Origin of the sequence: Rahnella sp. PD12R (assembly GCF_019200965.1) — a bacterium.
GTDB classification, from domain to species: domain Bacteria; phylum Pseudomonadota; class Gammaproteobacteria; order Enterobacterales; family Enterobacteriaceae; genus Rahnella; species Rahnella laticis.
On the sequence record NZ_JAHTMS010000004.1, the window covers coordinates 13,601 to 35,405 of the forward strand.

Below are 21,805 nucleotides of genomic sequence, written 5' to 3' on the forward strand. Positions count from 1 at the left end.
GGGTATGGTTGCGGTAAGAAGTGCACATCTGAATACGGCTGGCGAGTTTGCGCTCGACGACTGGATCAACAGTTTAGGGCTGTCCAGCCAGCAATCATGTGAGCGTTTAGCCGAAACCTGGCGCTACTGCGAACAACAAACGCAGGGCCATCCTGACGCGTCGCTTCTGCTGTGGCGCGGTCTGGAAATGGTTGAAATCCTCTCGACCCTCAGCATGGATAACGACAGTATGCGCGCCGCGCTGCTGTTCCCGCTGGTCGATGACGGCATCATCGACGAAGAAACCCTCACGCAGCAATTCGGCAAAGGCATCACGGATCTGGTTCACGGTGTCCGTGATATGGACGCCATCCGCCAGCTGAAAGCCACACAAAACGATTCGATGGGTTCCGAGCAGGTGGATAACGTCCGCCGCATGTTGCTGGCGATGGTGGAAGATTTCCGCTGCGTGGTGCTCAAGCTCGCCGAACGTATCGCGCATCTGCGTGAAGTCAAAGACGCGCCGGAAGAAGAGCGCGTTCTGGCCGCAAAAGAATGTACCAATATCTATGCGCCACTGGCGAACCGCCTGGGTATCGGCCAGCTCAAATGGGAACTGGAAGATTTCTGCTTCCGCTATCTGCACCCCGACGAATACAAACGCATTGCCAAACTGCTGCATGAGCGCCGTATCGACCGCGAGCAGTACATCGACGATTTCGTGTCGACGGTGAAAAACGCCATGCTGGAAGAAGGCATCAAAGTTGATGTCTATGGCCGTCCGAAACATATCTACAGCATCTGGCGCAAGATGCAGAAAAAATCCCTGTCCTTTGACGAGCTTTTCGACGTGCGCGCCGTGCGTATCGTGGTGGAACGCTTACAGGATTGTTACGCCGCATTAGGGATTGTGCACACGCATTTCCGCCATCTGCCGGACGAGTTTGACGACTACGTGGCCAACCCGAAACCAAACGGTTATCAGTCGATTCATACCGTGGTTTTGGGCCCGCGCGGTAAAACCCTGGAAGTGCAGATCCGTACCCGCCAGATGCACGAAGACGCCGAACTGGGCGTCGCCGCGCACTGGAAATACAAAGAAGGTACCGCCGTGGTCGGTGGCCGCAGCGGGGGTTACGAAGGCCGTATTGCATGGCTGCGTAAACTGATCGCGTGGCAGGAAGAGATGGCCGATTCGGGCGAAATGCTCGACGAAGTCCGCAGCCAGGTCTTCGACGATCGCGTTTACGTGTTTACGCCAAAAGGCGACGTTATCGACCTGCCGATGGGCTCAACGCCGCTCGATTTTGCTTACCACATCCACAGCGATGTCGGTCACCGTTGTATCGGTGCCAAAATTGGCGGGCGCATCGTGCCGTTCACCTATCAGTTGCAGATGGGGGATCAGATTGAAATCATCACCCAGAAGCATGCGAACCCAAGCCGCGACTGGCTGAACCCGAGCCTTGGTTATGTCACTACCAGCCGCGGGCGTTCTAAAATCCAGAACTGGTTCCGTAAGCAGGATCGCGACAAGAACATCATTGCCGGTAAGCAGATCCTCGACGATGAACTGGACCGGCTGGATATCAGCATCAAAGATGCCGAGAAACTGCTGCTGCCGCGCTACAACGTGAACTCGCTCGACGAGGTTCTGGCCGCGATCGGTAACGGCGATATCCGCATCAACCAGATGGTTAACTTCCTGCAATCGCAGCTGAAAAAGCCGAGCGCGGAAGAACTGGATAAAGAAGCGCTGCGCCAGCTGACGCAGAAAACCACACCGCCGCCAGCGCGCAGCAAAGACAATGGCCGCGTCGTGGTCGAAGGCGTGGGCAATCTGATGCACCACATTGCGCGTTGTTGCCAGCCAATTCCGGGCGATGAAATCGTCGGCTACATCACGCAGGGGCGCGGGATTTCCATCCACCGCGCTGATTGTGATCAGCTGGAAGATTTGCGCTCGAATGCGCCGGAACGTGTGGTGGACGCCGTGTGGGGCGAAAGCTATTCCAGCGGCTATTCGCTGGTGGTGCGTGTCGTCGCGAACGACCGGAGCGGGCTGCTGCGTGATATCACGACCATCCTGGCCAACGAAAAAGTGAACGTACTGGGCGTTGCCAGCCGCAGTGATACCAAACAGCAGCTGGCCACCATCGATATGGATATCGAGATCTACAACCCTCAGGTTCTGGGGCGCGTAATTGCCAAACTGAATCAGCTTCCGGACGTTATTGAAGCGAAGCGACTGCACGGCAGTTGATTATTGTTATCTGAAGGCCCGCCAGTCGGGCCTTTTCTATTTTTATTCCGCCAGAAAAAATTTTAAAAAACGGACAGGCGCTATGACTGAAACTCCTTTGCAACGTTTGCTCACCATCATGAAAACTCTGCGCGACCCGCAAGCCGGTTGCCCGTGGGACAAAGAGCAGACTTTTGAGACCATCGCGCCGTATACGCTGGAAGAAACCTACGAAGTGCTGGACGCGATTGCCCGTAAAGATTACGCCGATGTGCGTGACGAACTGGGTGACCTGCTGTTTCAGGTGGTCTTTTATGCCCAGATGGGCAGCGAGCAGGGGTTGTTTGAATTCGACGATATCTGCAATGCAATTGCCGACAAACTGGAGCGCCGCCATCCGCAAATTTTTGGTGATGAAGCGGCGTGGTCGGAATGCGCGAGCAGCAAAGACGTGCTGGTGAAGTGGGAAGCGCGCAAAGCGCTTGAGCGTGCGGATAAATCGCTGCATTCCGCGCTCGATGATATTCCTTCTGCGCTGCCCGCGCTGATGAAGGCGCATAAAATTCAGAAACGCTGTTCGAATGTCGGTTTTGACTGGACGACGCTCGGACCGGTGCTCGACAAAGTCTATGAAGAAATTGACGAAGTCATGTTCGAAGCGCGTCAGGCGGTCATCGATGAAGAAAAACTCGGTGAGGAAATTGGCGATCTGCTGTTCGCGACCGTTAATCTTTCACGTCATCTCGGCCATAAAGCGGAAGATGCATTGCAGGCCGCAAACCGCAAGTTTGAGCGCCGCTTCCGGCAGGTTGAGGAGATTATTCGCAGCCAAGGGTTAAATATGGAAGACGCCACGCTCGAACAGATGGAAGCTGCCTGGCAGCAGGTGAAAAAGCAGGAAGGCTGAGATCGGCGAATGCGACTTTGATCGGCGACAAGATCTTAAGATGCTGAAACGGTTAAGCTCAGTGTCATTCAGGGGCTAAAACGCTGATCTGTGAGCATTAAAGTCCAACAAATTGAAATCTAAGATGTTTTAGTGAGTTATGCGAACAGTAATGCACGTTTTATCAGCTAACTGTTTGTTTTTGAAAGACTGAGAGGAAAGGGCCGAAAGGCAAAACCCTTCTGAACTGACGGCAAGGAAACGATGATGGACAGCAAAACGATTATTTGTGGCGCACACAAGGTTCCGGTATACTGTTTTCCCGTCTTGGTTATTCCATCATCTTTAAACCTAACCTCTCAGGTTCAGCATGACAACTAATTATATTTTTGTGACCGGCGGGGTCGTATCCTCTCTGGGTAAAGGCATTGCCGCAGCCTCTCTGGCGGCTATTCTCGAAGCCCGTGGCCTCAACGTGACCATCATGAAACTGGACCCGTATATCAACGTGGATCCGGGTACGATGAGCCCAACTCAACACGGCGAAGTCTTCGTTACCGAAGATGGCGCTGAAACCGATCTCGATCTGGGTCACTATGAGCGTTTCATCCGCACCAAGATGACCCGCCGTAATAACTTCACCACTGGCCGTATCTATTCTGACGTGCTGCGCAAAGAGCGCCGCGGCGATTATCTCGGCGCGACCATTCAGGTTATCCCGCACATCACCAACAACATCAAAGAACGCATCATTGAAGGCGGCGAAGGCCATGATGTCGTGCTGGTTGAAATTGGCGGTACTGTCGGTGATATCGAATCCCTGCCATTCCTGGAAGCGATTCGTCAGATGGCGGTTGAAGTGGGCCGTGAACATACGCTGTACATGCACCTGACGCTGGTGCCGTACATGGCCGCTGCCGGTGAAGTGAAAACAAAACCGACTCAGCATTCTGTTAAAGAACTGCTGTCTATCGGTATCCAGCCAGACGTGCTGATCTGTCGTTCTGACCGCGCTGTTCCTGCTAACGAACGTGCAAAAATTGCGCTGTTCTGTAACGTGCCGGAAAAAGCGGTTATCTCACTTAAAGATGTTGATTCCATTTATAAAATCCCGGCCCTATTGAAATCTCAGGGGCTGGACGACTATATTTGTAAACGTTTCAGCATCAACGCGCCGGAAGCCAATCTGTCCGAGTGGGAACAGGTTGTTTACGAAGAAGCTAATCCGGGCGGTGAAGTCACCATTGGTATGGTCGGTAAGTACATTGAGCTGCCAGACGCCTATAAGTCTGTGATTGAAGCGCTCAAACACGGTGGCCTGAAAAATCGCCTGACCGTGAACATTAAACTTATCGATTCACAGGATGTCGAAACCCGTGGCGTCGAAGTGCTGAAAGGCCTGGACGCAATCCTTATCCCGGGTGGCTTCGGTTACCGCGGTGTGGAAGGGAAAGTCGCGACAGCCCGTTATGCGCGTGAAAACAACATTCCTTATCTGGGTATTTGTCTGGGTATGCAGGTTGCGTTGATTGAGTTTGCCCGTAACGTTGCGGGTATGGATAACGCCAACTCAACGGAATTTGTGCCAGACTGTAAGTTCCCGGTAGTCGCCCTCATCACTGAATGGCGCGATGAAGAAGGTAACGTCGAAGTACGTTCCGAAGACAGTGATTTAGGCGGAACCATGCGTGTAGGTGGTCAGCAATGTCACCTGAACGAGGGTAGCCTGGTTCGCGAGATGTACGGCGAGCCGACAATAGTTGAACGCCATCGTCACCGTTACGAAGTGAACAATATGCTGCTGAAACAAATCGAAGCCGCAGGTTTACGCGTAGCCGGTCGCTCTGGCGATAAGCAACTGGTGGAAATTATCGAGCTGCCAAACCATCCGTGGTTTGTTGCTTGCCAGTTCCATCCAGAATTTACGTCTACGCCGCGTGATGGTCATCCGTTGTTTGCAGGCTTCGTGAAGGCTGCCGGTGAGTATCAGAAGCGTCAGGTAAAATAAAATACAGGGGAAACGACGTGTCGCAGATGCGTCGTTTGTCTGAAGCTTTAGTTAACTTGTACTGAGGAAATCCTAATGTCCAAAATCGTTAAAGTCATCGGTCGCGAAATCATCGATTCACGTGGTAACCCGACTGTAGAAGCTGAAGTTCATCTGGAAGGTGGTTTTGTTGGTCTGGCTGCTGCGCCATCAGGTGCTTCTACCGGTTCCCGCGAAGCGCTGGAACTGCGTGACGGTGACAAATCCCGTTTCCTGGGCAAAGGCGTTCTGAAAGCCGTTGCTGCTGTTAACGGTCCAATTGCTCAGGCTGTATTGGGCAAAGACGCGAAAGACCAGGCTAACATCGATAAAATCATGATCGACCTGGACGGTACCGAAAACAAATCTAACTTCGGTGCTAACGCGATTCTGGCTGTTTCCCTGGCTGCTGCTAAAGCGGCTGCTGCTTCTAAAGGTCTGCCACTGTACGCTCACATCGCAGAACTGAACGGCACCCCAGGCAAATACTCTATGCCACTGCCTATGATGAACATCATCAACGGCGGCGAACACGCGGATAACAACGTTGATATTCAAGAGTTCATGATTCAGCCTGTTGGCGCGAAAACTCTGAAAGAAGCCATCCGTATGGGTTCTGAAGTTTTCCACACCCTGGCTAAAGTTCTGAAATCTAAAGGCATGGGTACTGCTGTTGGTGACGAAGGTGGCTACGCGCCAAACCTGGGTTCTAACGCAGAAGCTCTGGCTGTTATCGCAGAAGCAGTGAAAGCAGCAGGCTACGAGCTGGGTAAAGACATCACCCTGGCGATGGACTGTGCAGCATCTGAATTCTACAAAGACGGTAAATACGTTCTGGCTGGCGAAGGCAACAAAGCTTTCACTTCTGAAGAGTTCACTCACTTCCTGGAAGACCTGACCAAGCAGTACCCAATCGTTTCTATCGAAGACGGTCTGGACGAATCTGACTGGGCTGGCTTCGCTTACCAGACTAAAGTTCTGGGCGACAAAATCCAGCTGGTGGGTGACGATCTGTTCGTAACCAACACCAAGATCCTGAAAGAAGGTATCGACAAAGGCATCGTTAACTCCATCCTGATCAAATTCAACCAGATCGGTTCACTGACCGAAACTCTGGCTGCGATCAAAATGGCTAAAGATGCTGGCTACACTGCCGTTATCTCTCACCGTTCAGGCGAAACTGAAGATGCAACCATCGCTGACCTGGCGGTCGGTACTGCTGCTGGCCAGATCAAAACCGGTTCTATGAGCCGTTCTGACCGTGTTGCTAAATACAACCAGCTGATCCGTATCGAAGAAGCGCTGGCGGCACAGGGTACTCCTGCTCCGTTCAACGGTCTGAAAGAAGTTAAAGGTCAGTAATTACTGCCCCGTAACGCTTTCTTAAAAACCCGCTCCGGCGGGTTTTTTTATGCCCGAAAAATGGCGACGGGCAAATCTGCCATACTCATTTACAGCACAAGTTTGGCCTCACCCGTCTTATCTGTGATAATGCGCGCTGATTTTTTAGAGATGACTGAGAAAACGATGCAGTACCCGATTAATGAGATGTTCGAAACCCTGCAAGGGGAAGGTTATTTTACCGGCGTGCCGGCGATTTTTGTGCGCCTGCAAGGCTGCCCGGTGGGTTGCAGCTGGTGCGACACCAAACACACCTGGGATAAAATTGCCGATCGGGAAGTCGATATGCAGCGCATTCTGGTCAAAACCGAAGAGAGTGATGCCTGGGGTAACGCGACGTCAGAACAGTTGCTGGACGTCATCGCACAACAGGGTTACACCGCCCGTCACGTGGTGATTACCGGCGGTGAGCCGTGTATTTATGACCTGACCGAGCTGACCTCTTTGCTCGAGAAAAACGGCTTCAGTTGTCAGATTGAAACCAGCGGCACGCATGAAGTGCGTTGTTCAGTGAATACCTGGGTCACCGTTTCACCTAAAGTGAATATGCGTGGTGGATACGACATTCTGCCGCAGGCGCTGAAACGTGCTGATGAAGTGAAACATCCGGTGGCGCGTCAGCGTGATATCGACGCACTGGAAGCGTTGCTGGAAACGCTGACCGACAGCAAATCACGCATTATCGCGTTGCAGCCTATCAGCCAAAAAGAAGAAGCCACCAAACTTTGCATTGCGACCTGCATTGCAAAGAACTGGCGGCTGTCGATGCAGACCCATAAATATCTCAACATCGCCTGATCCCCTGCATCCTTCGCGCTGCCTCTGCGTTGGCTGCTCTTATTCACCCCGGTCACTTACTGATGTAAGCTCCCGGGGATCATTCGTTTGCCGCCTTGATGCAACACGAATGATTTTGGGGATCGGATGGGATAGTTCAGCCTTTATAGACGCAACCCGCTGTGCAAGTTTCTTTCACGCGCACGGCGGAAAGCAGAGGCAGCTTCGGCTTCATCTCATTCCAGATCCATTCCGCCAGCACTTCGCTGGTTGGGTTTTCCAGGCCCGGAATATCATTCAGATTATAATGATCGAGGCGGTCCAGCGTCGGGTTGAATGCTGCTTTCAGATCGGCGAAATCCATTACCCAGCCTGTGTGCGGATCCACTTCACCGGTGATTTCTATACGAACGGTAAAAGAGTGGCCATGCAACCGGCCGCATTTGTGCCCGGTAGGGACATGCGGTAAATGGTGTGCGGCTTCGAACTGAAAATCTTTAAATAATGTGGTGGTCATGAGGCTGTCTCGTTGCTCGAAAAAACGCGGCATAGTACCGGAATACCGGCTTACGTGCCATGACTTAACTGCGCTTTTCTTCACCAAATCCTGACTTTTACTCTCTTTACTCCGCCCACATTGCTGGCTTACAGTGAGCCGGTAGAAACTAACCTGTTGAGATAGTGAATGATTACTGTGCTTCGTTGCGCTGTTCTGGCGCTGTTGTTCTCTGCCAGCGTGCAGGCAGAAACCACGGCTCCCGCACAGGAAGTCGCGCCCGCCGCGGCTAAAACCGTTCAGCCTGCGGCAAAAGTGCCACCGGTCGCCAAAACGGCAATGCCCAAAGCTCCGCTGATATTCCCGCCGGGTGCCGGGGTCATGCATGTTCCTCTGGCTCAGAGTAAAAAGATGCTGGAAGTCTTCACCTACCAGCCAGCAGGGGCTGATGAAAATACGCCGGTAGTGATGGTCATGACCGGCGTTGACCGCAACGCGGCAACCTACCGTAATGACTGGATAACCGTCGCGGATCAGTACCATTTGCGCGTCATCGTGCCGCATTTCAGCGAACAGGAATTCCCGGGTGCGGCGGGGTATAACCTCGGAAATCTGGTGGACAGCAAAACGCACCGCCGTCTGCCAAAATCTCAGTGGACGTTCAGCATGGTCGATAATCTGTTTACGACGTTGCAAAAGCAGGGCGTGACCGGCCAGAAGCAATACTATCTGTTCGGGAACAGCGCAGGCTGCCAGTTTGTTCACCGCATGCTGACGTTATTGCCTGAGCCGAATGTCAAAGCTGCCGTCTGCGCGGCGGCAGGCTGGTGGACATTGCCGGACACCGATCAGCGCTGGCCGTATGGTTTGCGTGAAGCGCCGGTGGCGGTAAACCAGCAACAGCTCAATGATTATTTTGCGAAACCGGTGCTGATTGCCGTGGGCGCTGAAGATGACGATCCGGAAAATCATCTGCTGCGTAAATCCAAACAGGCGATGGCGCAGGGGACTAACCGGCTGGAACGTGCAGAAAGCTATTTCACCACATCCCAGCAGCGTGCCGAACAGAACAACACGCCTTTCAACTGGCACTTTATGGACCTGTCTGACATTGGCCACAGTGGCAGTAAAATGTCGGTCTTTGCCGCCGGTCAGTTTGCGTGGTTCGAGCAGCATAACGCCTTCCATCTCTGAGACTTGAGCGTAAAAGCCGTGTCCTGAAAAAATTTCATCACCCCGCTCCGGCGGGGTTTTTCTTTTACTTTCCGTCACTTTGAAAATGCCCGCGAACTGTGTGGGAAATTTTATAGCGATTTCAGTACGATAAAAAACGCCCTTTACCACTATTTCAGATAGAACTTACCGCTAAATCCTCTTAGTCATTTTGGTTATTTATTATTTCCATCACTTCTTTAATTGTTATTATCCGGCTCGTTAACCTTACACTTTCTGAAGGTCTTTTCCGCGCGAAGGTATCCCCTGAAAGCCGCTGAAGGCCGGATTGATGACTGGCTTATGCATAAGGGAATTCGTACTGCGATGACGACTCAGGCTCCTCCAATTTCACTGCTCCCGCTGACCCCCGAGCAACTGGCACGACTTCAATCGGCAACGAGTGATTATTCACCGACTCAGATGGCCTGGCTTTCAGGTTATTTCTGGGGGATGGTTAACCAGCAATCGGGCACTGTCACCACGCCGGCACCAGTGCAGGCAGCCGCATCCATTACCCTGATTTCTGCCTCGCAAACCGGCAATGCCCGCCGCGTGGCCGAACAGTTACGTGATGACCTGATTGCCGCAAAACTGAATGTGAATCTGGTGAATGCCGGTGATTACAAATTCAAGCAAATCGCGCAGGAAAAACTGCTGCTGATTGTGGCGTCGACGCAGGGCGAAGGCGAGCAGGCGGAAGAAGCCGTCGCGTTGCATAAATTCCTGCAATCCAAAAAAGCCCCGAAATTCACGGACACGGCCTTTGCGGTGTTCGCGCTTGGCGATACCTCTTATGAATTCTTCTGCCAGGCGGGTAAAGACTTCGATACGCGTCTGGGCGAACTGGGCGCGGAGCGTCTGACAGACCGTGTGGATGCAGACGTTGAATATAAAGAGGTTGCCGCCGAATGGCGCAAGCGCATTGTTGAAGTGCTGAAACAGCGCGTGCCAGCTGACACTTCCGCGCAAGCCGCGCCAACGCTGGCGGGCAGTGTGAATCAGGTCGACAGCAGCCCGTATACGAAAGAAGCACCGCTGACGGCGACGCTGGCGGTGAACCAGAAAATCACCGGCCGCGATTCAGATAAAGATGTGCGTCATCTGGAAATCGAGCTCGGTGATTCTGGTCTGCGTTACCAGCCGGGCGATGCGCTGGGGATCTGGTTTGAAAACGATCCGCAACTGGTGCAGGAAGTCGTGGAACTGCTGTGGCTGAAAGGCGATGAGACGGTCGACATCAATGGCAAATCATTGCCGCTGTCTGAAGCCCTTCAGCATCATATCGAGCTGACGCAAAACACCACGCCAATCATTGAGAAATACGCCGCGCTTTGCCGCGACGAACATCTGACCGGGTTGCTGGCCGACAAACCTGCGCTTTTGCAATACGCGCAAACCGTGCCGTTCGTTGACATGGTGCGCCGCGCACCGACTGAACTCGACGCTCAGCAGCTGGTGGATTTACTGCGTCCGCTGACGCCGCGCCTGTATTCGATTGCCTCGTCGCAGGCCGAAACCGAATCCGAAGTGCATATCACCGTCGGCGTTGTGCGTTATGACATTGATGGCCGCCCGCGTTCCGGTGGCGCGTCAGGTTATCTGGCCGACCGTCTGGAAGAAGACGGCGAAGTGAAAGTCTTCATTGAGCATAACGACAACTTCCGTCTGCCGGCTAATCCTGAAACGCCGGTCATTATGATCGGGCCGGGCACCGGGATTGCGCCGTTCCGCGCGTTCATCCAGCAGCGTGATAACGACGGAGCCAGCGGCAAAAACTGGCTGTTCTTCGGCAATCCGCACTTCACCGACGATTTCCTTTATCAGGTGGAATGGCAGCGCTACGTGAAAGACGGCCTGCTGACCAACATCAGTCTGGCGTGGTCGCGTGACCAGGCGGAAAAAGTTTACGTACAGGACAAGCTGCGCGAGAGCGGCGCTGAAGTCTGGCAATGGTTGCAGGAAGGCGCGCACGTCTATGTTTGCGGCGACGCCAACCGTATGGCGAAAGACGTAGAGCAGGCGCTGCTGGAGATCATTGCCGAATATGGCGTGATGGATCTGGAAACCGCCGACGAATATCTCAGCGAGTTGCGTCTGGATCGCCGCTATCAGCGTGACGTCTACTGATCTGGCGTTTATAAAAATTAGAGCGATGAGTAAAAACTTATGAGCAAAAAGTTGTGGAGTGAACTCAATCCCGGCCCCGGTCCGCTGATTGTCGATGCGCCTCTGGCCGACGCCGAACGCCTGAAAAAGGAAAGTGATTTCCTGCGCGGAACCATTGCCGATGATTTAAAAGACGGCCTGACCGGCGGTTTCAACGGTGACAATTTCCTGTTGATCCGTTTTCACGGCATGTACCAGCAGGACGACCGCGATATTCGTGCTGAACGTGCTGAGCAAAAGCTGGAGCCGCGTCACGCCATGATGCTGCGTTGCCGTCTGCCGGGTGGAGTGATGACGCCTGCGCAATGGCTTGGCATCGACAAATTTGCCGAAGACAGCACGCTCTACGGCAGCATCCGTATTACTAACCGTCAGACATTCCAGTTCCACGGCATTCTGAAACCGAACGTAAAACCGGTGCATCAGTTGCTGAATAAACTCGGTCTGGATGCGCTGGCGACCGCCAACGACGTTAACCGTAACGTACTTTGTACGTCGAATCCGGTGGAATCTGAGCTGCATCGCGAAGCCTATGAATGGGCGAAAAAGCTCTCCGAACATCTGCTGCCGCGCACCCGTGCTTACGCCGAAGTCTGGCTGGATCAGGAAAAAGTCGAAACCACCGACGAAGAGCCGATTCTGGGCGCAACTTATCTGCCACGTAAATTCAAAACCACCGTGGTGATCCCGCCGCAGAACGATGTTGATCTTCATGCGAACGATCTGAACTTCGTGGCGATTGCAGATAACGGCAAACTGATCGGTTTTAACGTACTGGTCGGCGGCGGTCTTTCTATCGCACACGGCGATAAAGCGACTTACGCCCGTACCGCCAGCGAGCTGGGCTTTATCCCGCTGGAGAAAACGCTGGCCGTGGCCGAAGCCGTGGTGACCACGCAGCGGGACTGGGGTAACCGTACCAACCGTAAAAACGCCAAAACGAAATACACGCTGGAACGCGTTGGCGTGCCGGTATTTAAAGCCGAAGTGGAAAAGCGCGCGGGAATTCAGTTCGCTGAAGTCCGCCCTTACGAATTCACCGGCCGCGGCGATCGTATCGGCTGGGTGAAAGGCATCGACAAACAGTGGCACCTTACCCTGTTTATCGAAAATGGCCGTATTCTGGATTATCCGGGCAAGCCGCTGAAAACCGGTCTGGCAGAAATTGCTAAGATCCACAAAGGCGATTTCAGGCTAACTGCTAACCAGAACCTGATCGTGGCCGGTGTCGCCGAAAAAGACAAAGACGCGATCGAAACGCTGGCGCGTAATCACGGCCTGATCGACGACGGTGTGACCGAGCAGCGTAAAAACTCAATGGCCTGCGTGTCTTACCCGACGTGTCCGCTGGCGATGGCGGAAGCCGAACGTTTCCTCCCGGAGTTTGTGACCAAAGTGGAAGGCATTATGCACGGTCATGGCGTGGGTGATGAACACATCGTTCTGCGTGTGACCGGCTGCCCGAACGGCTGTGGCCGCGCGCTGCTGGCGGAAATCGGTCTGGTGGGCAAAGCCCTTAACCGTTACAACCTGCACCTCGGCGGTAACCGCGCCGGGACGCGCATTCCGCGGATGTACCGCGAAAATATTTCAGACGCAGAGATCCTGACGATCATCGACGAACTGGTAGGGCGCTGGGCAAAAGAGCGCGAAACCGGGGAAGGTTTTGGTGATTACGTGATCCGCGCGGGGATCATCCGGCCGGTGCTTGATCCGGCCCGTGATTTCTACGATTAACCGTTACGACTGACAGGAGGCACCATGAGTTCATTGAATCTGACTCTGGCCGAACTGAACGACATGCCGAAGTCCGGACAGGCCATGGCGCTGGCGGAAATTAACGTCAGCCTTGAAAAGCTGTCTGCCCAAGAGCGTGTGCAGTGGGCGCTGGAGAATATGCCCGGTGAATTTGCGTTGTCTTCCAGCTTTGGTATCCAGGCCGCAGTGAGCCTGCATCTGGTGACGCAGCAGAAACCGGACATTCCGGTGATCCTCACGGATACCGGTTATCTGTTCCCGGAAACCTATCAGTTCATTGATTCGTTAACCGAACAGCTCGGTCTGAACTTGCAGATCTTCCGTGCGGAGCAATCGCCTGCCTGGCAGGAAGCGCGTTACGGCAAACTGTGGGAGCAGGGCGTTGAAGGCATTGAGAAGTACAATCACATCAATAAAGTTGAGCCGATGAATCGTGCGATTCAAACGCTCGGCGTGCAGACCTGGTTCGCCGGTCTGCGGCGCGAACAGTCCGGCAGCCGTGCGCATCTGCCGGTGCTGGCGGTTCAGCGTGGTGTGTTTAAAATCCTGCCGATCATTGACTGGGATAACCGTCAGGTCTTCCAGTACCTGAAAGAACATGGCCTCAGCTACCATCCGCTGTGGGACCAGGGCTATCTTTCCGTCGGCGATACCCACACCACGAAAAAGTGGGAAGAAGGGATGAAGGAAGAAGACACTCGCTTTTTTGGACTGAAAAGAGAGTGCGGCCTGCACGAATAAAATCCCCGTCATACTTCGGGTTGCAGATGCGTTGGCTGCGTGCACTTACCCCGGTCACATAGTTATCTATGCTCCCGGGGATGCGTTTACTTGCCGCCTTCCTGCAACCCGAATTATTTAGGGGATTCCTGTTATTAGCGTCTCTACGACTCTTATTTAAATCAGGCGTGTTTCGCCGGTTTCGCCAGATCCCTGAGCAGCGGGAATAACACTTTCACGGTATCCCGCGAACGTTTTTCAATGCGGCCCGGCAGCGCGGTATCAAGATATTGCAGGTTATCGAACTGGCTCTGATAGCGTGTTGTGCCCAGGGGGAAGTGGCTGCTGACGGCGCGTTGTTGCTCGCCATCTTTCTTGCCTAATGCATAATTCGTGGCGGTCACGTTCAGCAGCGGTAATCGCGCTTCATCCAGCGCGCCGATGCCGTCGCAGCAATGCGTATTATCATGGCTTTCCGCCGGGATCCCCAGACTGTGCGCAATCTTCATGGCGCGGACGCGGGTTAGTTTTGCCACCGCCGCCGACGTATTCACGCCGCTGTTGAAATACAGCCTGTCGCCGGTAATCAGTGAATTCAGGTTGATCACCAGCAGTGTGTTTTTCTTCTCTTCGGCGCTCATGCGCTTCACAAAATCTTCTGCCCCTTTCGCACCGGTTTCTTCGGCACTCAGCGCCACAAATCGCAGGCTGTAATGCGTGGGAATGGCCTGCATGCGTTCGGCCAGTTCAAGCATCACACCGACGCCTGAGGCGTTATCATCCACGCCCTGCAAGGTCAGGCCGCCGAGATTATGGTTGGTATCGCTGTCGCTTTGCGGCACATAAGTATCAAAATGCGCCATCACAATAATCTGTTGCGGCACGTCGCCGGTGCGGGCGGCAATAACGGACGTGGCGTGAATATTCTGCCAGTTCTTTTTGCCGTCGTTGCTGGTGTACAGATAGCGGGTATCGAATCCGCGCAGATCGCTTTTATAACCTAATTTATTGAATTGCTGATTCAGGTAATCTGCCGCGATAAGTTCAGCAGGGCTGCCTGCCATGCGTCCCGGAAAATAGGTCGCGATATGACGAATTTGCTGACTGGCGATTTCACCCATCGCCGGAAGTGGCGACGAGGCAGCCACCGCATGACCCATTAAGACGCCGCTCAGCCCGATGGCGAGCAGCGTCCGCTTCATGCGTAAAAAAGAGAACATAGCCAAAAATCCTTGTTTGCGGGTCAAAATGACCGGAAAGGGCACTACACCTGACAGGCCGCGTGTGGCGGTCTTTGTGGGCGATATATTTGCAGGCGATATAGTATGCGATTGTCCGCGCCAATAGACAATTTCCCGTTATCTCAAACCGCTCTTTTTGTGCCCGGAATAGCCGGAAGAGGTCATGAAAAATATTCAGACTGACAGGAGTATAAAAAAAGCAGCCCCCTGACGGCGCGCTATATTCCATTTAGTAACTAATCATTCCTTTTCGTCATTTCAGATCAATTATTGCCTGCACGTATAGTTTGATGATTAATCCTGACAATCAATAAAGGCCTTTGTGGACTATCTACCAATATTTGCCGACCTCAAACAACGCCCGGTGCTGGTTGTTGGTGGTGGCGAAGTCGCTGCCCGCAAAATAGATCTTCTCCTGCGGGCGGGCGCACAAGTTCGGATAGTTGCACAGGCACTTTCCCCCGAGCTGGAACAACGTGAACATGCCAATGAAGTCAGCTGGCTGGCGCAGGCATTTCTGCCAGAGCAGCTCGACGATGTGTTTCTGGTGATTGCCGCCACTGATGACGCCGCGCTGAATGCGGAAGTGTTTGAACAGGCCACTCAGCGTCATCTTCTGGCGAACGTCGTTGACGATCAGCCTAAGTGTTCCTTTATCTTTCCTTCGATAGTTGACCGCTCGCCGATTGTGGTTGCGGTGTCCTCCGGGGGTAAAGCGCCGGTGCTGGCAAGAATGTTGCGTGAAAAACTCGAAACATTGCTGCCGAACAGCCTGGGGCAAATGGCGGATATCGCCGGTCGCTGGCGCGGAAAAGTCAAAGCGCAGTTCAGTTCCCTGCGCGCACGCCGCCGCTTCTGGGAGCAGGCGTTTTCCGGGCGCTTTGCCAGCCTGGCTTCTGCGGGGAAACTCGCACAGGCGGAGCAAGCGTTGCAAGAACAGTTAGAAAGTGCGGAAGACATCGCGCAAAACGGCAATGTCACGCTGGTCGGCGCCGGGCCGGGTGATGCAGGATTGCTCACCTTACGCGGTTTGCAGGTTATGCAGCAGGCTGATGTGGTGTTGTATGACTATCTGGTCAGCGGTGACGTGCTGGATTTAGTCCGCCGTGACGCGGACCGAATTTGTGTCGGCAAACGGGCGGGTAGCCACTCGGTGTCGCAGGAAGAAACCAACCGTCTGCTGGTCGAACTGGCGCAGCAGGGGAAAAAAGTTGTGCGCCTGAAAGGCGGCGACCCGTTCATCTTCGGACGTGGCGGTGAAGAACTACAGGCAGTGAAAGCGGCCGGAATTCCTTTCCAGGTCGTTCCGGGTGTCACCGCTGCCGCTGGCGCAACGGCGTATGCCGGCATCCCGCTGACGCACCGTGATTATGCGCAGAGCGTGATGTTCGTGACAGGGCATTGCCGCTCTGATGATAACGGCGTGCAGTGGGAGACGCTCGCCAAAGGAAAACAAACGCTGGCGATTTACATGGGGACGCTCAAAGCGGCTGAAATCAGCCAGCAGCTGATCGCTCATGGACGTGCAGCAACGACTCCTGTCGCGGTCATCGGACGGGGAACGCGAGCCGATCAGCAGGTGCTGACCGGCACGCTCGATAATCTTGAACATCTGGCTCAACAGGCGCCTGCACCGGCGCTGCTGGTGATTGGTGAAGTGGTGGCACTTCATCAGCAACTGGCGTGGTTTGGGCATCATCCTGAGACTGACGGGACTCAACGTCCGTCGGTTGTGAATTTGGCTTAAAGGATCTGTTATGGACGAAAAACGACTGACTCATTTGCGGCAACTGGAGGCGGAGAGTATCCATATCATCCGTGAAGTGGCTGCTGAATTCGCCAACCCGGTGATGATGTATTCCATCGGGAAAGACTCCTCGGTGATGCTGCATCTGGCTCGCAAAGCCTTCTTCCCGGGCACGCTGCCGTTCCCGCTGTTGCATGTGGACACCGGCTGGAAATTCCGCGAAATGTACGAGTTCCGTGACCGCACAGCGAAAAACTACGGTTTCGAGCTGCTGGTACATAAAAACCCGGAAGGCGTGGCGATGGGTATCAACCCGTTCGTTCACGGCAGTGCCAAACACACTGACATCATGAAAACCGAAGGGCTGAAACAGGCGCTGAACAAATACGGTTTTGACGCAGCTTTCGGCGGCGCACGCCGTGACGAAGAAAAATCCCGTGCAAAAGAACGCATTTACTCGTTCCGTGATCGTTTCCACCGCTGGGATCCGAAAAACCAGCGTCCTGAGTTGTGGCACAACTACAACGGCCAGATTAACAAAGGCGAAAGCATCCGCGTGTTCCCGCTCTCCAACTGGACCGAGCTGGATATCTGGCAGTACATCTATCTGGAAAATATTGAAATCGTTCCGCTCTATCTGGCCGCGCCGCGTCCGGTTCTCGAGCGCGACGGTATGCTGCTGATGGTGGATGACGATCGTATTGATCTCCAGCCGGGCGAAGTGATCGAGAAGAAAATGGTGCGCTTCCGTACGCTGGGTTGCTGGCCGCTGACCGGCGCCGTGGAATCCGAAGCGCAAACGCTGCCGGAAATCATCGAAGAGATGCTGGTTTCCACGACCAGTGAGCGTCAGGGGCGGGCGATCGACCGCGATCAGGCCGGTTCGATGGAACTGAAAAAGCGTCAAGGGTACTTCTGAGGAGCCGCAGCTAATGAATAATGCAATTGCACAACAAATCGCGGAGCAGGGCGGCGTCGAAGCTTACCTGCACGCTCAGCAACACAAAAGCCTGCTGCGCTTCCTGACCTGTGGCAGCGTCGATGACGGCAAAAGTACGCTGATCGGGCGTCTTCTGCACGACACCCGCCAGATTTACGAAGACCAGCTGTCCTCGCTGCACAATGACAGCAAACGTCACGGCACGCAGGGCGAAAAACTGGATCTGGCTTTACTGGTTGATGGCCTGCAAGCGGAACGCGAACAGGGTATTACCATCGATGTGGCTTATCGTTATTTTTCCACTGAAAAGCGTAAGTTCATCATCGCGGATACGCCGGGACACGAACAGTACACCCGTAATATGGCGACCGGCGCATCGACCTGCGATCTGGCGATCCTGCTGATCGATGCCCGTAAAGGCGTGCTGGATCAAACCCGTCGCCACAGCTTTATCGCCACTCTGCTGGGGATCCGCCATCTGGTTGTGGCTGTGAATAAAATGGATCTGGTCGATTTCAGCGAGTCTGTGTACGAGCAATTTAAACAGGATTATCTGGATTTCGCACAGCAACTGCCGACCGATCTGGACATCAAATTTGTTCCGCTTTCCGCGCTGGAAGGCGATAACGTGGCGACGCCAAGCGAGAAAATGGGCTGGTATACCGGACCAACGCTGCTCGACGTGCTGGAAACGGTCAACATTATTAACATTCGCGAACAGCAACCGATGCGTTTCCCGGTGCAGTATGTGAACCGTCCAAACCTCGATTTCCGCGGTTATGCCGGAACGCTGGCGTCCGGTTCTGTCCGCGTCGGCCAGAAAGTGAAAGTTCTGCCGTCTGGTGTGGAATCTACCGTGGCACGCATCGTGACCTTTGACGGTGATTTGCAGGAAGCCTGGGCAGGCGAAGCGATCACGCTGGTGCTGGCCGACGAACGTGATATCAGCCGCGGCGATACGCTGGTGGACGCGGATGAAACCGTTAAACCGGTGCAGAATGCGAAAGTGGACGTGGTGTGGATGGCGGAGCAACCGCTGAGCGTCGGCCAAAGCTATGACATCAAAGTCGGTGGCAAGAAAGCCCGTGCGCGCGTGGAAAACATCGAGTATCAGGTCGAGATCAACTCACTGACTCAGCGTGTGGTGGAAAACCTCCCGCTCAACGGTATCGGCCTGGTCGAACTGACCTTTGACGAACCGCTGGTGCTGGATAATTACCAGAGTAACGCGGTGACCGGCGGGATGATCTTTATCGATCGCCTGACGAACGTGACCGTGGGCGCTGGTCTGGTTCGCGAAGCGCTGGAAGAAGTTTATCAGGAAGCGGATAAATACAGCGCGTTTGAGCTGGAACTGAACAGCCTGGTTCGCCGCCACTTCCCGCACTGGGGCGCGCGCGATTTGCTGGGTGGAAAATAAGATGACGTTGCAAAACGGCTCTTTCTTAAAAGACGACAATGTTGTCTGGCATCCGCACGCGGTGACGCGCGCGGATCGCGAGAAACAGCATGGTCATCGCGGCGCAGTTCTGTGGTTCACCGGGCTTTCGGGCTCGGGGAAATCCACGGTAGCGGGCGCGCTGGAGCAGGCGCTGCATGCGCAGGGCATCAGCACGTATCTGCTTGATGGCGACAACGTCCGCCACGGGCTTTGCCGTGATTTAGGGTTTACGGATGACGACCGTCGCGAAAACATCCGCCGCGTCGGTGAAGTGGCAAAACTGATGGTGGATGCCGGTCTGGTCGTGCTGACCGCCTTCATTTCTCCTCATCGCGCTGAGCGGGACATGGTGCGTAATTTGCTCGGGGAAGGGCAGTTTATTGAAGTGTTCGTTGATACACCGCTGGCGATTTGCGAGGCGCGTGATCCTAAAGGTTTATACAAGAAAGCGCGCGCGGGTGAACTGAAGAATTTCACCGGAATTGACTCTGAATATCAGCCGCCGGAAGTGCCGGATGTGCATCTTAAGGGTGAACAATTGGTAACACATTTGGTTCCCCAATTATTAGATGTGATGCGTCAGCGCGCTATTATCAATCCCTGAATGTTTGCCGGCCAAACGCCAGAGAGCGTGCCGGTTTACACTGAATACAGGGATCATCTATGCAGGCTTTACTCAGCAGACTTGTCAGCCGGATCCGGGTCGAAAACACCCGCTATCAGAGGCTGGCGCAGGTCACAGACAGTGCAGACAACGACGAGCCGTCCTACTCTATGCAGGGCGGATTCATTGGCTTCGTCTTTTACTGGCTGGCCTTTGCGATCCCTTTCCTGGTCTACGGATCCAACACCCTGTTTTTCCTGCTCTACACTTGGCCTTTCTTTCTGGCGCTCATGCCTGTATCCGTTCTGATTGGCATTGCGCTCAGCATGTTCTTTCGCGGCAGCTGGTTTAAAACGTCGGTGACCAGCGCAATCTGCGTGATCAGCATGTTCTGGACGGTCTTCTCATTTCTATCGGGCTGGTGAGTCAGGCTGACTCTTTTCCGGTTCCTTTTCTTCAGGGATGTCGTCCGGCGGCCCTGCGTTTTTCCGGCGGTTTTCCCTGCAATTCTCCTTCACGATGTAACCCATTGTGTCATTCTCACCCATAATTGAGTGCGTAAGTCTGATTCTCGCAGGCATTTACCCTGCCACAGTGGAGTCAGAAGGAAAGTTGTGGGATGATTGTCCGGCTTTTTTAGGGGGCGGGGATGGGCAAACTAACACTGCTTTTACTGATTTTACTTGGCTGGCTTCAGTATTCACTGTGGCTGGGCAAGAATGGTATTCACGATTACGTTCGTGTAAACGATGACGTTCAGGTGCAACAAGTTAATAACGGCAAACTGAAATCACGTAATGATCAACTTTTCGCAGAAATCGACGATTTGAACGGCGGTCAGGAAGCGATCGAAGAACGCGCACGCAACGAACTGAGCATGATCAAGCCCGGTGAGACTTTCTATCGCCTGGTGCCTGACAACAAACGTGCGCCGGGCAGCACCGTATCGCAAAGCAACCCGAATCAATAGCCATGAGCCATACTGCAGTTTCCCTTCCAGAGGTCATTGCCGTGTTACCTGCTGCCGGAATCGGCAGCCGTATGCAGGCAGAATGTCCCAAGCAATATCTGACTATCGGCGGTAAGACGCTGATAGAACACTCGATTCGCGCCTTGTTGCACAGCAGCAACGTCACCAAAGTTATTGTGGCGCTGAGCCCGCATGACACGCAGTTCCGGCAGTTGCCCGTCGCCAGTGATCCCCGGATCCAGCTGGTTACCGGTGGAAATGAGCGCGCCGAATCTGTGATGGCAGGCCTTGAGGCCGCGGGCGATCATGGCTGGGTGCTGGTGCATGACGCTGCGCGTCCTTGTCTGCATCCCGATGATCTGACAAACCTTCTGGCTATTTCTGCGATCAGCAAAATTGGCGGGATCCTCGCCGCGCCGGTTCGTGACACCATGAAACGCGGTGAGCCCGGCGCGCATGCGATCGCCCATACGGTAGATCGTCAGGAACTCTGGCATGCGCTCACGCCGCAATTCTTCCCTCTCGAATTATTGAAAACCTGCCTGCGCCGCGCACTGAATGAAGGCGCTGTGGTCACTGATGAAGCTTCCGCAATGGAATATTGTGGTTTTCATCCTATGCTGATCCCGGCGCGGGCCGATAATATTAAAGTCACCAGACCAGAAGATCTGGCGCTGGCTGAATTCTACTTAACCCGCTTGTATCAGGAGGAGAACGCATAATGCGTATCGGTCACGGTTTTGATGTACATAAGTTTGGCGGCGAAGGCCCGCTGGTGATCGGTGGTGTGCGTATTCCTTATCCGCAGGGGTTACTGGCGCACTCCGACGGCGACGTTGCGCTCCATGCAGCCACTGACGCACTGCTTGGCGCGGCGGCGCTGGGTGATATCGGCAAGCTTTTCCCTGACACCGACCCGGCCTACAAAGGCGCGGACAGCCGTGAACTGCTGCGCGAAGCCTATCGTCGCATTCGTGCAAAAGGCTACAAACTGGGCAATCTCGATATCACGATCATCGCTCAGGCACCGAAAATGGCACCGCACATCCCGCAAATGCGCGTATTCCTGGCCGAAGATTTGCAGTGCCATATGGACGACGTCAACGTTAAGGCGACCACAACTGAACAACTGGGCTTCACCGGCCGTGGCGAAGGTATTGCCTGCGAAGCCGTTGCACTGCTGATTAAGGAATGAT

19 protein-coding genes are annotated in these 21,805 nt (G+C 54.1%); 17 read left to right on the plus strand and 2 right to left on the minus strand.

The genetic code is table 11. The features are described from left to right. The first annotated feature begins 4 nt into the window (after nt 1–4). The 5 genes from relA (at nt 5) to queE (ending at nt 7,332) form a co-directional block, all read left to right on the plus strand. Nucleotides 5–2,242, plus strand: coding sequence for a GTP diphosphokinase (relA, locus tag KWG64_RS09340; RefSeq protein ID WP_195816435.1), 2,238 nt, complete (start codon nt 5–7; stop codon nt 2,240–2,242). Nucleotides 2,243–2,324: 82 nt separating this feature from the next. Beyond that, nucleotides 2,325–3,128 carry a nucleoside triphosphate pyrophosphohydrolase gene (gene mazG, locus KWG64_RS09345; RefSeq protein ID WP_218521759.1) on the plus strand — a complete coding sequence of 268 codons (804 nt, stop codon included), beginning with the start codon at nt 2,325–2,327 and terminating at the stop codon, nt 3,126–3,128. A gap of 349 nt (nt 3,129–3,477) precedes the next feature. After that, nucleotides 3,478–5,115, plus strand: a complete 1,638-nt coding sequence (gene pyrG / locus KWG64_RS09350; RefSeq protein WP_152324024.1) for a glutamine hydrolyzing CTP synthase — start codon at nt 3,478–3,480, stop codon at nt 5,113–5,115. A gap of 75 nt (nt 5,116–5,190) precedes the next feature. After that, nucleotides 5,191–6,495: a phosphopyruvate hydratase gene (eno, locus tag KWG64_RS09355; RefSeq protein WP_101078452.1), complete on the plus strand. Its 1,305-nt coding sequence runs from the start codon at nt 5,191–5,193 to the stop codon at nt 6,493–6,495. Between the two features lie 165 nt (nt 6,496–6,660). Further along, the gene (gene queE / locus KWG64_RS09360) at nt 6,661–7,332 is read left to right on the plus strand and encodes a 7-carboxy-7-deazaguanine synthase QueE (protein WP_101078526.1); all 672 of its coding nucleotides are present in this window, start codon (nt 6,661–6,663) and stop codon (nt 7,330–7,332) included. 136 nt (nt 7,333–7,468) lie between these two features. Here queE and queD read toward each other — a convergent pair whose 3' ends face one another. Further along, entirely contained in the window at nt 7,469–7,828 is a 360-nt protein-coding gene (gene queD, locus KWG64_RS09365; protein ID WP_218521760.1) for a 6-carboxytetrahydropterin synthase QueD, read from the minus strand. 168 nt (nt 7,829–7,996) lie between these two features. Here queD and KWG64_RS09370 point away from each other — a divergent pair, with 168 nt between their 5' ends. The 4 genes from KWG64_RS09370 (at nt 7,997) to KWG64_RS09385 (ending at nt 13,687) form a co-directional block, all read left to right on the plus strand. Next, the gene (locus tag KWG64_RS09370; protein ID WP_218521761.1) at nt 7,997–9,001 is read left to right on the plus strand and encodes a hypothetical protein; all 1,005 of its coding nucleotides are present in this window, start codon (nt 7,997–7,999) and stop codon (nt 8,999–9,001) included. A gap of 345 nt (nt 9,002–9,346) precedes the next feature. Beyond that, the gene (cysJ, locus tag KWG64_RS09375) at nt 9,347–11,149 is read left to right on the plus strand and encodes an NADPH-dependent assimilatory sulfite reductase flavoprotein subunit (protein ID WP_218521911.1); all 1,803 of its coding nucleotides are present in this window, start codon (nt 9,347–9,349) and stop codon (nt 11,147–11,149) included. A gap of 39 nt (nt 11,150–11,188) precedes the next feature. Beyond that, nucleotides 11,189–12,925: an assimilatory sulfite reductase (NADPH) hemoprotein subunit gene (gene cysI, locus KWG64_RS09380; protein WP_218521762.1), complete on the plus strand. Its 1,737-nt coding sequence runs from the start codon at nt 11,189–11,191 to the stop codon at nt 12,923–12,925. A 24-nt stretch (nt 12,926–12,949) separates the two neighbouring features. Next, nucleotides 12,950–13,687 (plus strand): phosphoadenylyl-sulfate reductase, encoded by a 738-nt coding sequence (locus KWG64_RS09385; protein WP_104924446.1) that lies wholly within the window; start codon nt 12,950–12,952, stop codon nt 13,685–13,687. 161 nt (nt 13,688–13,848) lie between these two features. Here KWG64_RS09385 and KWG64_RS09390 read toward each other — a convergent pair whose 3' ends face one another. Continuing rightward, nucleotides 13,849–14,886 carry an aminopeptidase gene (locus KWG64_RS09390; RefSeq protein WP_218521763.1) on the minus strand — a complete coding sequence of 346 codons (1,038 nt, stop codon included), beginning with the start codon at nt 14,884–14,886 and terminating at the stop codon, nt 13,849–13,851. Between the two features lie 343 nt (nt 14,887–15,229). On the opposite strand from KWG64_RS09390, the gene cysG reads away from it, so the two are divergent. The 8 genes from cysG to ispF all read left to right on the plus strand — a co-directional run bounded on the left by cysG (nt 15,230) and on the right by ispF (nt 21,804). Continuing rightward, nucleotides 15,230–16,654: a siroheme synthase CysG gene (gene cysG / locus KWG64_RS09395; protein WP_218521764.1), complete on the plus strand. Its 1,425-nt coding sequence runs from the start codon at nt 15,230–15,232 to the stop codon at nt 16,652–16,654. 10 nt (nt 16,655–16,664) lie between these two features. Next, on the plus strand, nt 16,665–17,573 hold the full coding sequence (gene cysD, locus KWG64_RS09400; protein ID WP_101078459.1) for a sulfate adenylyltransferase subunit CysD: 909 nt from the start codon (nt 16,665–16,667) through the stop codon (nt 17,571–17,573). Between the two features lie 13 nt (nt 17,574–17,586). After that, nucleotides 17,587–19,014 carry a sulfate adenylyltransferase subunit CysN gene (gene cysN / locus KWG64_RS09405; RefSeq protein WP_165061531.1) on the plus strand — a complete coding sequence of 476 codons (1,428 nt, stop codon included), beginning with the start codon at nt 17,587–17,589 and terminating at the stop codon, nt 19,012–19,014. A gap of 1 nt (nt 19,015) precedes the next feature. Beyond that, complete coding sequence (cysC, locus tag KWG64_RS09410; RefSeq protein ID WP_218521765.1) at nt 19,016–19,639, plus strand: adenylyl-sulfate kinase; 624 nt, start codon at nt 19,016–19,018, stop codon at nt 19,637–19,639. A gap of 59 nt (nt 19,640–19,698) precedes the next feature. Beyond that, on the plus strand, nt 19,699–20,064 hold the full coding sequence (locus KWG64_RS09415) for a DUF3561 family protein (RefSeq protein ID WP_218521766.1): 366 nt from the start codon (nt 19,699–19,701) through the stop codon (nt 20,062–20,064). 224 nt (nt 20,065–20,288) lie between these two features. Next, a complete protein-coding gene (gene ftsB, locus KWG64_RS09420; protein WP_152324014.1) occupies nt 20,289–20,609 on the plus strand; it encodes a cell division protein FtsB in 321 nt (106 codons plus the stop codon). Between the two features lie 2 nt (nt 20,610–20,611). After that, nucleotides 20,612–21,331 (plus strand): 2-C-methyl-D-erythritol 4-phosphate cytidylyltransferase, encoded by a 720-nt coding sequence (gene ispD / locus KWG64_RS09425; RefSeq protein WP_218521767.1) that lies wholly within the window; start codon nt 20,612–20,614, stop codon nt 21,329–21,331. Beyond that, nucleotides 21,331–21,804, plus strand: coding sequence for a 2-C-methyl-D-erythritol 2,4-cyclodiphosphate synthase (ispF, locus tag KWG64_RS09430; protein WP_101078465.1), 474 nt, complete (start codon nt 21,331–21,333; stop codon nt 21,802–21,804). Before ispD ends, ispF begins: the two co-directional genes overlap by 1 nt. Nucleotide 21,805 lies beyond the last annotated feature (1 nt).

Bases quoted from the DNA above. Each gene is read 5' to 3' on its own strand.
- queD (WP_218521760.1), bottom strand. From the start codon at position 7,828: ATGACCACCACATTATTTAAAGATTTTCAGTTCGAAGCCGCACACCAT.
- cysJ (WP_218521911.1), top strand. From the start codon at position 9,347: ATGACGACTCAGGCTCCTCCAATTTCACTGCTCCCGCTGACCCCCGAG.
- cysN (WP_165061531.1), top strand. From the start codon at position 17,587: ATGAATAATGCAATTGCACAACAAATCGCGGAGCAGGGCGGCGTCGAA.
- cysI (WP_218521762.1), top strand. From the start codon at position 11,189: ATGAGCAAAAAGTTGTGGAGTGAACTCAATCCCGGCCCCGGTCCGCTG.
- ispD (WP_218521767.1), top strand. From the start codon at position 20,612: ATGAGCCATACTGCAGTTTCCCTTCCAGAGGTCATTGCCGTGTTACCT.
- KWG64_RS09370 (WP_218521761.1), top strand. From the start codon at position 7,997: ATGATTACTGTGCTTCGTTGCGCTGTTCTGGCGCTGTTGTTCTCTGCC.
- pyrG (WP_152324024.1), top strand. From the start codon at position 3,478: ATGACAACTAATTATATTTTTGTGACCGGCGGGGTCGTATCCTCTCTG.
- ispF (WP_101078465.1), top strand. From the start codon at position 21,331: ATGCGTATCGGTCACGGTTTTGATGTACATAAGTTTGGCGGCGAAGGC.
- queE (WP_101078526.1), top strand. From the start codon at position 6,661: ATGCAGTACCCGATTAATGAGATGTTCGAAACCCTGCAAGGGGAAGGT.
- KWG64_RS09415 (WP_218521766.1), top strand. From the start codon at position 19,699: ATGCAGGCTTTACTCAGCAGACTTGTCAGCCGGATCCGGGTCGAAAAC.
- cysC (WP_218521765.1), top strand. From the start codon at position 19,016: ATGACGTTGCAAAACGGCTCTTTCTTAAAAGACGACAATGTTGTCTGG.
- ftsB (WP_152324014.1), top strand. From the start codon at position 20,289: ATGGGCAAACTAACACTGCTTTTACTGATTTTACTTGGCTGGCTTCAG.
- eno (WP_101078452.1), top strand. From the start codon at position 5,191: ATGTCCAAAATCGTTAAAGTCATCGGTCGCGAAATCATCGATTCACGT.
- KWG64_RS09385 (WP_104924446.1), top strand. From the start codon at position 12,950: ATGAGTTCATTGAATCTGACTCTGGCCGAACTGAACGACATGCCGAAG.
- cysD (WP_101078459.1), top strand. From the start codon at position 16,665: ATGGACGAAAAACGACTGACTCATTTGCGGCAACTGGAGGCGGAGAGT.
- relA (WP_195816435.1), top strand. From the start codon at position 5: ATGGTTGCGGTAAGAAGTGCACATCTGAATACGGCTGGCGAGTTTGCG.
- KWG64_RS09390 (WP_218521763.1), bottom strand. From the start codon at position 14,886: ATGTTCTCTTTTTTACGCATGAAGCGGACGCTGCTCGCCATCGGGCTG.
- mazG (WP_218521759.1), top strand. From the start codon at position 2,325: ATGACTGAAACTCCTTTGCAACGTTTGCTCACCATCATGAAAACTCTG.